The 3,201-nt window shown below is 52.9% G+C and carries 4 protein-coding genes; 3 read left to right on the forward strand and 1 reads right to left on the reverse strand.

The genetic code is table 11. The features are described from left to right. Positions 1-548 (forward strand): type IV pilin protein (locus tag ACQY36_RS07980; RefSeq protein ID WP_428078747.1); only part of this gene is annotated, 548 nt, incomplete at its 5' end. A 53-nt stretch (positions 549-601) separates the two neighbouring features. Here ACQY36_RS07980 and ACQY36_RS07985 read toward each other — a convergent pair. Continuing rightward, on the reverse strand, positions 602-1,810 hold the full coding sequence (locus ACQY36_RS07985; RefSeq protein WP_428078749.1) for a phosphopentomutase: 1,209 nt from the start codon (positions 1,808-1,810) through the stop codon (positions 602-604). A 122-nt stretch (positions 1,811-1,932) separates the two neighbouring features. Here ACQY36_RS07985 and ACQY36_RS07990 point away from each other — a divergent pair, with 122 nt between their 5' ends. Next, positions 1,933-2,460, forward strand: coding sequence for a hypothetical protein (locus ACQY36_RS07990; RefSeq protein ID WP_428072211.1), 528 nt, complete (start codon positions 1,933-1,935; stop codon positions 2,458-2,460). Positions 2,461-2,597: 137 nt separating this feature from the next. Continuing rightward, positions 2,598-3,065, forward strand: a complete 468-nt coding sequence (gene tnpA, locus ACQY36_RS07995) for an IS200/IS605 family transposase (RefSeq protein ID WP_428078751.1) — start codon at positions 2,598-2,600, stop codon at positions 3,063-3,065. The last annotated feature ends 136 nt before the right edge of the window (positions 3,066-3,201 follow it).

Here is a 3,201-nt window from a genome sequence, read left to right on the forward strand (position 1 = left end):
TATATCCCGTGCAGAAAAGCCTCGGATTTACGCTTATAGAGCTGTTGGTAGTCGTATTAATTGTCGGTATATTGGCGGCTGTCGCGCTGCCGCAATACGAGGTGGCCGTGGAAAAATCTCGTCTGTCGCGCAATATCCCCGTCGTTCGCAGTATGAAAGACAGTGCGGAGGTTTATTATTTGGCGAATGGCGCGTACCCTCCCGATTCATCGGAAGCTTTGGCGGATGTGCTCATTCCCTCCGGGTGTACCAATTTGGGACTGGGGCAGATTAATTGTCCGGCGGGATATTTTGATTTGGGAATCGGGTTTGGAAACGCTTCCCAGGCCGTTTTGGGGATGTCCCGTGCGGGGACGTCCGGGCAGGTGTGTGCGTATGTGATGTTTTTGGATTATTCCGCTTATGCACCCGGTGCGGTGGAATGTTGGGCGGCTGAAAATAACGTTACGGGCAACCGGGTATGCACTTCGCTGGGCGGCGTATTAAACCGTAGTTTCAGCGAGTCTTTTTTTGAGGGCGGCCGTGTAAAGGCGTACCGTTTGCCGTAATGTCGGAAATAATTTGTGCAAAAAGCCCCGGGTTTTTGTGCCGGGGCTTTCTTTTAGTCGTTTAAAAAACTTTTGCCGAATTTTAAGGGCGGCAGTTTAAAATACTCCGCAACCGTCTGCCCCAGGTCGGCATATGTGTCGCGGCCGCCGATAAACTGCGGGCGCACGCCCGGGCCGAACATAATTACCGGCACGTGTTCGCGGGTGTGGTCGGTGCCTTTATAGGTCGGGTCGCAGCCGTGGTCGGCGGTGATGAAGGCGATGTCGCCCTCTTTCATCTGGGCGGCCAGTTCCGGCAGGCGCGTGTCAAAGTATTCAAGGCCCCGGGCGTAGCCTTCCGTGTCGCGGCGGTGGCCCCAGGCCATGTCAAAATCCACAAAGTTCGTAAATACCAGGCTAAAGTCCGGCGCGGCGGCGGCTTCGGCGAGCGTTGCGTTCCAGAGTTCCTCCAGGCCAGAGGCTTTAACGGCTTTGGTAATACCCTGCTTGGCGTAAATGTCCGAAATTTTGCCGACGGAAATCACTTCGCCGCCCGCGTTTTTAATTTCGTCCAGCACCGTAACCATCGGCGGTTTGACGGAATAGTCGTGGCGGTTTTTGGTGCGTTTAAATTCGCCTTTTTTCTCGCCTTCAAACGGCCGCGCGATGACGCGCGCGATATTGTAGGGCGCCACGTGTTTAAACGCGATTTCGCAGAGTTTGTACAAACGGTCCAGCCCGAAATGTTTTTCGTGCGCGGCGATTTGGAACACGCTGTCCGCCGACGTGTAGCAAATGGGTTTGCCGGTTTGAATGTGCTCTTCGCCGAGTTCTTCAATAATTTCGGTGCCGGAAGCGGCTTTATTGCCCAGAATGCCCGGGATACCCGCCTCGGCGCAGATTTTTTGAATCAGCTCTTCGGGGAAAGACGGATAGTCCGGCTTAAAGTAACCCCACTCAAACTGCACCGGAGAGCCCGCCATTTCCCAATGGCCGGAAGAGGTGTCTTTCCCGCGGCTGATTTCGCGCATAAAACCGTATTTGGCGGGAAGATTGATTTTCGCGCCTTCCTGCGGCCCCGCCTGCGGCGCGGCGCCGGAAGAAGCCTCGGCCGCTTTTAACAGGCCGAGCGCGGCCAGGTTGGGCACTTTCAGCCCGCCGCGCGCGGCGGCGATATGGCCCAGCGTGTCGGCCCCGGCGTCGCCGAATTTGGCGGCGTCTTCCGCTCCGCCCAGCCCGAAAGAGTCCATCATCAAAATGATTGCGCGTCCTTTTTTAGTCATAATCAAAACCTCCCCTCATTTCTTTTATTATACCCCAATTCCGCCGCCGCGTCTAACCCGTTTTAGGCGCGAAAAAGGGTTATTCAAAATGCTATATTTTATATGTAAAAGGGGGTTCTCTTATGAAACAGTCTTATAAAAATATGAGGGATTTTTGGCTGGACGTCAAAAATCTGGAAAACCGCAAAGGGGTAATGGAAATCGGGCCGGATAAAATTTCCGTCGCCGGCGTGGAAATGGCCGTGCCGGACGGGGAGGAAATTAAATACCTGTTCCTGGCCACCAATTCGCTGGGGGACAGCAGCCTGTATTTTGAAAACAACAGCAAAAGCGGCATCGGCGGAGTAATCGGCGGGCACGGGTACGAGGCGCTGCAGGACGCCGCCGCGCGGATGCTGGCGCATGCGAGCAAACTCACCGGGCAGATGACGTCCGCCCCCGCCGGCAGCGAGCTTCCGCCGCCTTCTTCGCCCGCGATGGTGCGTTTGTTTGCCGTATCCAAAGACAAACTGTTCCATATTGAGTTGGAAGAATCCTCCGCCCGCAACCCGGATAATGATTTTTATCCGTTCTTTGCCTACTCCCAGCAGGCGATTGGCTTCTTCCGCCAGCAGCAGGCCGCCGCGCCCGCCAAAGAAGGCCGCGCTTAATTTTATGGCTAAAGAAATCCCCCGGCTGTGCCGGGGGTTCAGTATAGGTTCTACCGATGCCCAAGACAGAAAAACTCCTTGTGCTACAATTAAATTGCCTGTGACAGCAGGCGATTTAAAGCACAAGGAGGACATTTATGTCAATAAGCCTAAACAGTTTAGCTCATACACGTTGGAATTGCAAATATCATATAGTGTTTGCGCCGAAGTATAGGCGACAGATATTGTACAAAGAAAAGAAGGTGGAAGTGGGAAAAATTCTAAGACAGCTATGTGAGTGGAAGGGGGTATATATTTTAGAAGCGGAAGTATGTCCGGAGCATATCCATATGCTAGTGAAGATACCCCCAAAAATCAGCGTAGCTGGTTTTATGGGGTATCTGAAAGGGAAAAGCAGTCTGCTGATATATGAAAAGTGGGGAAACTTAAAGTTTAAGTATGGGAATAAAAACTTTTGGTGCAGAGGGTACTATGTAGACACAGCCGGGAAGAATAGTAAGAAGATAGCAGAGTATATACAGAATCAGTTAAAGACGGATGAGTTAGAAAACCCGCTACCGTTCCACGATGGACTGGAGGGATGGAAACGCAAGAGACAGGAGTAGTTGAGGCTAGATAATCTAGCGGACTAGTAAGAAGAGGGCAGGGCCCGCATATGAAAAACCCCCGGCTACGCCGGGGGATTGTTGTATGTTGTGAAAACCCCCAGCTAGGCTGGGGGTTCGGTTTAGGTTACACCGA

Source organism: Candidatus Avelusimicrobium alvi (assembly GCF_958451995.1).
GTDB classification, from domain to species: domain Bacteria; phylum Elusimicrobiota; class Elusimicrobia; order Elusimicrobiales; family Elusimicrobiaceae; genus Avelusimicrobium; species Avelusimicrobium alvi.